Genomic DNA, 7,847 nt, shown 5'->3' on the forward strand with positions numbered 1-7,847 from the left:
GTAATCCAAGCACAATGATTTGCCATAATTGTATTTGCATTTATTATTCCTCCTTGTTTCTTATAATTCCATAAATATATAAAGCAATTATCATACCAACTTTTTTAAAAGCCACTAACCTTAGCATTTTAAATGTTTACATAGATTTATAATTATTCTGTCATTTATAATTTATAGTGTCATAGCTTACTCTCTTTAGTGTCTAGGACACTAAAGACGAATAAATAGAAAAAACTCTGTTTTATTTTCAGAGCTTAATCCTTTTTAATCATTGTCGTAGCCAGTAGTTTTTAACACAAAAAAAAGTTGTTGCACTAATTTTTTAGTGCAACAACCACTTTTAAAATTTTCATTTTATTATACAAATTATATTAATTCAAAATAGAAGCTCCATTGCTTTCAATAACTTTCTTGTACCAATAGAAACTGTCTTTTTTGATTCGTCTTAAATCCTTTATTTCCTTATCTCCTCTATTTACATAAACCAATCCATACCTTTTATTATATCCATTACTTGTACTTAAAACATCAACAAAAGACCATGGAAGGAAACCAAAGACTTCAACACCTAATTCAATAGCACGATGAATTGATTTTAGATGCTTTGTCCAATAATCAATTCTATAATCATCATGAACAGTTTCATCATCTTCTAGCTTATCATATGCGCCTAACCCATTTTCAGTTATTATTATTGGAATATTGTAACGTTGATAAATATCTCTAAGTAAATATTCCATTCCACTAGGATCAATAGTCCAATCCCAATCATTAGTTTCAGCATTTGGATTTTTAATGTATTCGTAAAAATCTGGCATCATTTCATATGCTCCCATAGCACCTTTTTTTCCTTCTAAATTACTTTTAGCTTCTCTTAAATAATTATTATCTGGACTTGGGAACTTTACGCATTTACTTGCATAATAGTTTACACCTAAGAAATCAGAATACCCAGCCTTAATGATATCCATATCTCCCTCTTCTATTATTGGTGCTAGGTTTTGTTCTTCTAAATATTTCATTGCTCCAACAGGATAACTTCCTTTAAAGTATATATCTAAAAAGAAATGATTCTTTAAATTTTCAGCATTTAGCATTGCTAACATATTTTTAGGGGAAGAATCTAACGCATAAATTGGTGAATAACCAATAGCAGCACCAACTTTTCCATTTTCAACATATTTATGAACTAACTGACATGCTTTTGCATGCGCAAGATTCATATGATGGTTTATTTGATATTTTATTTGGTGATTGTTATGATACTTTTCTGGCACATAGTTCTTCTTTTTCCAAAATTCAACTATAATACTTTGTTCATTTATAGTAATCCAGTTCTTAATTTTATCTTTATAACGCTTAATTATAAATTCTGCATAATAAACAAAATCCTCTACGCTCTGTCTGCTTACCCATCCATCATACTTTTCTACTAATGCCATAGGCATATCATAATGATAAATTGTTGGAATAGGTTCAATACCATTTTTTATTAATTCATCAATAAAATTATCATAAAATTCTATTCCTTTTAAATTAACTTCCCCTGTTCCATTAGGAAATACTCTAGACCATGCAATAGAAAAACGATGAGCAGTAAAGCCGCATTCCTTCATTAACTTGATATCTTCTTTATACCTATGATAACTGTCACTAGCTATACTAGCATCAGAAAAACCTGTATTCTTATTTAAAACATCCATCTGAGATAATTTTTTACCATCTTCTAATGCTGCCCCTTCTACTTGAAAAGCACTCGTTGCTGCTCCCCACAAGAAATTTGCCGGCATTTCCTTCTTTCTATTCATGACTATTATCCTCCAAATTCTTAATTCTTTCTTCTAAGCTAGTGTATAGCATATACATATTTTCAGCTAAATTTCTTTCTGACATAATAGTCATCAATGTATCTTGAGCATGTATAAATAATAATGTTGGAGAAATAGCTGCTCCTGTAGCTTCATCCTGAATTATTTGAGTTTGAAAGGCATGTGCTTGACGTATATTTTCTTTTGCCTCTTTCATTTCTTTTTCATACCCTAATTTATCATTTTTAGATAAATAATCTATCGCCGCTTTTATATTCTCACGTGCATCTCCAGCTTTTAAAATTATTTTCATTGCAACTTGTTCTAATCTATTATCCAATTATATCATCCTTTCTTGTCTTATTATTTTCTACGCATAAGCTACTATCATATGCCTTAAAAAATGGGTACCATACTATTGTGTAAACAACTAATAAAACTGCCCATAATATAATTGCTCTTAAGTCACTTGTAACAAGTACTGAGCTAATTGGCATAGGTAGTTTTACTCCTGTTAATAGCTTAGCAGGAATATTTACTAGTCCACCCTTCATAAATATCCATGTGATTATAGGACCAACAATTCCATTTATCCACATAGGTGGCATTAAATAAGGATTGAATGCTACTGGCGCTCCAAAAATTACTGGTTCATTTATATTAAACAGTGATGGGATTAAAAATACCTTCCCCATTGTCCTTAACTTCTTACTTCTAGCTCTTAGCATTAACAGTACTAAGGACATTGTTGCTCCCATTCCTCCAATCCAAACAAATCCAACAAAAATAGTCTCTTGTGTAACAATATTCATAGGCTGTAATCCTGAATTTAGTGCTTCAATATTTGCAGTTATACCTTCTAACATAATTGGTGTATATATAGGTGATAATAACCAGCTACTTATTCCTAAAGAATATAATACAACTGGTGTAAAACATATTAAAATAAAACCAGGTAATGTTTGTCCAAATTGATTAATAGGTTCAAACAATTTAGTAACAGCTACAAAAATATCAATTTTCAAATTATGTACAACTATCATAGTTATGCATAGCGCAAAGAATGTTGGTATTATTTGATTTAACCATTTAAGAATAAATTCTGGTATAGAAGTAACATTTTTAAATGGATTAATTTTTGCATAAATATTTAATATTACTGAAGCCAATAATCCAGCTAAAAAGGCAATAAGTATTCCCTTCGGTCCTAGACGACTAAATTCGAAAGAAATTGTTCCATTATCTAAGGTTGGATTTAACATCATTAAAAATGTACTTAATCCAATTATTCCAGAACAAATTTGATATTCCTTATGACCTAGCTTTATCATTCCTTGATAACCTACTAAAAAAGCAAGTATTAAGGAATATAATCCAAAGCTAAAATTGTATATAGGTTGAATATCAGGTATTACTGGAACATATCCTCTAATAATATTATATATCGATATTATTGACCCTAAGAAAATTGTTGGTAGAACAAGCATTATGCCTGTAGAAATAATTTGTATCCATTTATTTTCAGCAAACTTGTTCATTTTGGGTGCAAATTTATTTTCTAAAAATTTAATAAAAGATTTCATGAAAAGACCCCTCTCACATATCTGTTAGTATAAAGTTTGTTATACTATACATAAAATTAACTTAATTTTTCTAATACAAAATCTAGTAAACCTTCTCCATCTATTTCTCCATAAATATCTTCTGGAATAATTTCCATCTTTACACCATTCTCTTCAGCCTTCTGTCTTAATGTATCAAATACATACTTCATGTGAGGTGCAACTAATAAAATATCCACTTTAGCTATATATGAATCAACTTCACTTTCTGCAGTTGCTAAAACTTCAACTAAAACTTTTTTCTTTTTTGCAGCCTTTCTCAATGCTTGTGCTAAAAAACCACTGGACATACCAGCTCCACAACATAAAAATATTCTTTTTATTTCCATAATATATTCCTCCTTATTGATTCCGTTTTCATAATTATCATATTATAAATTTTAAATTTAATCTTTCATTAATTTTCGTACATTAATGAAATAACTTATTTCGTCAATATACGAAATTTTAAATTTGAAAACATTATTTAAATTTGCTATTATTACTTTAATATAGAGAATTGGGGTGATTATTTGAATCATAAACTACTTAAGCTTATTGAATATTTATACCAACAATCTTCTCCTATTTCTTGCAAAGAATTAGCTCAACACTTTAAAGTTACTACAAGAACTATTCAAAACTATGTTAAAGATATTAATCATATATCTGATAATAATGCTATTATTTCAAGTAAAAGTGGGTATATGTTAAATAAGCAAAAAACCGATATAATTTTTGAAAAACTCAATGTCAATATTCCTGACGATAATATATCTAGATGTACTTATATATTAAAAAAACTTCTAACTCAAACAACAGGAAGTATAAATATATTTGACTTGAGCGATGAATTATTTGTAAGTTATTCTACTTTTAGAAATGTACTTTCTTATACAAACAATTATCTCAAAAAGTATAATCTTAAAGTTATTTCTAATAATAACCTCCTTCATCTACAAGGTAATGAAAGAGATTTAAGAAGACTTATGAGTACAATTATATATGATGAGGTTTCTGTAAATAGTTTTTCTCTCGAAAATCTATATGAATATTTTAATTTTGAACTAGTAACAAAAGTTATAAGTTTCTTAGATTCATTTTCTAAAAATAATGGTTTTACTATAAATCATTTTACAAAAATGAATTTAATTCTTCACTTTTGTATTTTAATTAAAAGAATTCAAGATGGTAATATAGAAATGGATTCTGCCGTTAATTGTGATAATAATAAACTTTTACTTGAATGTGATTATAAATTAATAACTATACTCCACAAGGAGATTTTTAACACATTTAACATTGATATAGATAATGATAATTTAAAGGAAGCTTATCTACTTCTTCAAATTAATTCTGACTTAAGTTTAAACTTAGTGAATGATGTCCTTGGAAAAGAAATAATTTCTTTAATGAAAGAAATTATTAAAGAAATCAAAGTTAATTATCTTTTAGATTTAAATACGCCTGAGTTCATTACACCTTTTTCCTTACATCTTAAAAAACTTATTTTTAGGATACAACATGGAAAAGTAGAAAAAAATCCCATTTTAAAACATATAAAGAAAACACTCCCTATGATTTATGATATTTCAACGTATGTATCTCTTTATATAAACAATTTTTTTGGAAATGAAGTTATTGCTGAAGATGAAATCGGATTCATCGCTCTTCATATAGGTGCAGAAATTCATAGGCAGAAATCTGATAGTGAAAAAATATCTACTATATTAGTTCTACCAAAATATTTAGAACTAGAAAGTTATGTAAAAAATCAAATATTAAAAAGCTTTCATGAAAATTTAAATATTGTTGATTCAATTTATTCTTATGAATATTTACATAACTTTTCACATACAGCAGAATTGATTATTACTACATTTCCGTTATCATACTTTAAGAATACGAATATATTTGAAATAGTTTCTATATCTCCATTTTTTAATTCTGAAGATCAATTAAAGATTCATGAAGGAATTGATTCTATAAAAAAGAAAAGATTAAATCAAATCCTTATTAATCAATTTGATTATTTTTTTAATAAAGAACTTTTTCATTTAGATAATGGTTCATACAAAGATGAATATGATGTAATTAATTTTTTGGCAAAGGATCTAATTAATAAAAATTATGCACCAAAGGAGTTTTTAACTCACATAATTAATCGTGAAAAATTAACCTCTACTGCCTTTAATAATGTTTCTGTTCCGCATCAATTTTTTATTGAAACAATGAAAACTGGGACAAATATATTAATATCAAAAGAAGGCATTCGTTGGAAAAATAACTTAGTTCACATAGTTCTAATGGTTTGTATAAAAAATGAAGATAAAAAGAATTTTACTTTTTTATATGAAGCACTATTAAATCTATTTACTCAAGATGATATAGTAAAAATAGTAAAAACTTCAACCTCATTTGAGGATTTTAAAAAGAAAGTTTTATTATTTATCGAATGATAAAGAGACATATATTAGTCGATATCAAATTTACTTTTTTACTATGTAATAATACAATAAAAATATAATTAATACCCTAGTGAAAGTCATTATATTCATCTATTATTTTCTTATGTTAACCTGTGAGATAATTACATATATATTTAAATTAAGTATCGATGGACTTTGGCCAATTACATATTTTCCTTTACAAATATGTATGTCAGCTATATTAATTTTCTTTTTTAAAAACAAATCAATTAATAAAGTATATGTGACATCAATTATTATATGAGGTGGTATAATGAACCTAGACTTTAATATCTATAGAGATAGTATGGAGTAGGTGAAGTTATTTTATTTGCTACAATATATATCTATCACCGCTGTTTGATTATGTTTTATATAATCAAAAAAGTAATAACAAGTATAGTTTTACTTGTTATTACTTTTTTATTATTAATTGTTTTTAATAGCTTCTAGTCCCTTATAAATTGTATTATCATTATTAGCTAAAGCTTCTATACTTTCTTCCTTAGATAATCCTGATAAAATCATAAATACAGCAAGTTTAACGCTTTTATCACTAATTTCTAAATACTTTTCAGCTACTTCTCTATCTACACCAGTACAATCCATTATTATCTTTTTACTTCTTTCTACTAGCTTATTGTTGTTAGCTCTTACATCTACCATATAATTTCCATAAACTTTTCCTAGCTTAATCATTGTTCCTGTAGATAACATATTTAATATCATTTTTTGAGCTGTTCCTGCCTTTAGTCTTGTAGAACCAGTAATTACTTCTGCTCCTGTAACTACTTCAATAGCTACTTCAGCTAGCTTAGACATTTCTGCATTTCTCACACAACTTACTGCAATATAGGCCGCCCCTAATTCTTTAGCATATTTTAAGGCACCTTTTACGTAAGGTGTTCTTCCTGATGCTGATAATCCTACTATAGCATCATTCCCATTGAAATTATGCTTCTTTAGTTCTTCTAAAGCTCCATCTTCCACATCTTCTGATCCTTCATTTGCATTTACTGTAGCATCATATCCTCCTGAAAGAATCCCTATTACAGTACCTGTTTTAACTCCAAAAGTTGGTGGACATTCACAAGCATCTAATACTCCAAGTCTTCCTGAGTTTCCTGCACCAACATAAAATAATCTTCCACCATTAGCCATCTTACTATGAATTAAATCTACAGCCTTTGCTATATTTTCAGTTTCAGCTTTAACAGCTTCTGCTACAAAGAAATCTTCCTTATTTATTAAATTAATCATATCTAATGTAGATAATCTATCTATATTTCTTGTATTTACATTATTTTTTTCTGTATCTAATTTATTTAAATCAACTATCATTTTCTTCACTCCTAATTTGTATATATGTTTGAATAAATAATTAAACCCTAAGCCATTACCTTCTGGCTTAGGGCTTTTTAATTTTATAGTAAGTCTTTTAATTTACAAGGCTTATCATCTGGAACCATTATAGCGTTAATATCTACTCCAGCATTTAATAATTTATTGAAATATTCTACATCTTCATCTGTTACATTTACTGATCTTTTTATAGATCTTGTACCTTCTCTTGAAGCCATATTTCCAACATTCATTTCTTTAATATCTAATCCTGCTTCCTTTAACTCCCAAACATCCTTAGGATTTTTTGCTATTAAAAGTACTCTTTGACCTTCATATTTTCCAGCTGATATGTTCTTTACTGCAGTTTCTTTATTTATAATTGAAGTTCTTACTGAAGCTGGTGCAACCATTCTTAATAATGATTTTTGCATTTCATCTGCTGCAACTTCATCATTAGCAACCATTATTCTTGTAATTCCTAAAGAATTTGTCCAGAACGCTGCTACTTGTCCATGAATTAATCTATCATCTATTCTTATGTGTACTATACCTTTCATTTTTAAAACCTCCAATATTCTATCCTAATATTTTGCAATTATAAGCAACTATTGATAATGCTATAAGTA

7 protein-coding genes are annotated in these 7,847 nt (G+C 27.6%); 1 reads left to right on the plus strand and 6 read right to left on the minus strand.

Annotation, left to right across the window (positions count from 1 at the left end):
• Positions 1–371: 371 nt before the first annotated feature.
• The 4 genes from E5347_RS16500 to E5347_RS16515 are packed head-to-tail and all read right to left on the minus strand — an operon-like array spanning position 372 to position 3,759.
• A complete protein-coding gene (locus E5347_RS16500) occupies positions 372–1,808 on the minus strand; it encodes a glycoside hydrolase family 1 protein (protein WP_136008320.1) in 1,437 nt (478 codons plus the stop codon).
• Positions 1,801–2,148 (minus strand): PTS lactose/cellobiose transporter subunit IIA, encoded by a 348-nt coding sequence (locus E5347_RS16505; RefSeq protein ID WP_136008321.1) that lies wholly within the window; start codon positions 2,146–2,148, stop codon positions 1,801–1,803. The genes E5347_RS16500 and E5347_RS16505 overlap by 8 nt, the downstream gene beginning before the upstream one ends.
• Positions 2,141–3,391, minus strand: a complete 1,251-nt coding sequence (locus E5347_RS16510) for a PTS sugar transporter subunit IIC (protein ID WP_136008322.1) — start codon at positions 3,389–3,391, stop codon at positions 2,141–2,143. Before E5347_RS16510 ends, E5347_RS16505 begins: the two co-directional genes overlap by 8 nt.
• Positions 3,392–3,447: 56 nt before the next feature.
• The gene (locus E5347_RS16515; protein WP_136008323.1) at positions 3,448–3,759 is read right to left on the minus strand and encodes a PTS sugar transporter subunit IIB; all 312 of its coding nucleotides are present in this window, start codon (positions 3,757–3,759) and stop codon (positions 3,448–3,450) included.
• Positions 3,760–3,942: 183 nt separating this feature from the next.
• Here E5347_RS16515 and E5347_RS16520 point away from each other — a divergent pair, with 183 nt between their 5' ends.
• The gene (locus E5347_RS16520) at positions 3,943–5,868 is read left to right on the plus strand and encodes a BglG family transcription antiterminator (protein ID WP_136008324.1); all 1,926 of its coding nucleotides are present in this window, start codon (positions 3,943–3,945) and stop codon (positions 5,866–5,868) included.
• A gap of 438 nt (positions 5,869–6,306) precedes the next feature.
• Here the strand turns inward: E5347_RS16520 and murQ are convergent, their stop codons facing one another.
• Together murQ and E5347_RS16530 are read right to left on the minus strand one after the other, a co-directional pair.
• Complete coding sequence (gene murQ / locus E5347_RS16525) at positions 6,307–7,218, minus strand: N-acetylmuramic acid 6-phosphate etherase (protein WP_136008325.1); 912 nt, start codon at positions 7,216–7,218, stop codon at positions 6,307–6,309.
• Between the two features lie 83 nt (positions 7,219–7,301).
• Positions 7,302–7,778 (minus strand): PTS system mannose/fructose/N-acetylgalactosamine-transporter subunit IIB, encoded by a 477-nt coding sequence (locus tag E5347_RS16530; protein ID WP_136008326.1) that lies wholly within the window; start codon positions 7,776–7,778, stop codon positions 7,302–7,304.
• Between the last annotated feature and the right edge of the window lie 69 nt (positions 7,779–7,847).

It is taken from the genome of Clostridium sartagoforme (assembly GCF_004794105.1).
GTDB lineage: Bacteria > Bacillota > Clostridia > Clostridiales > Clostridiaceae > Clostridium > Clostridium sartagoforme_B.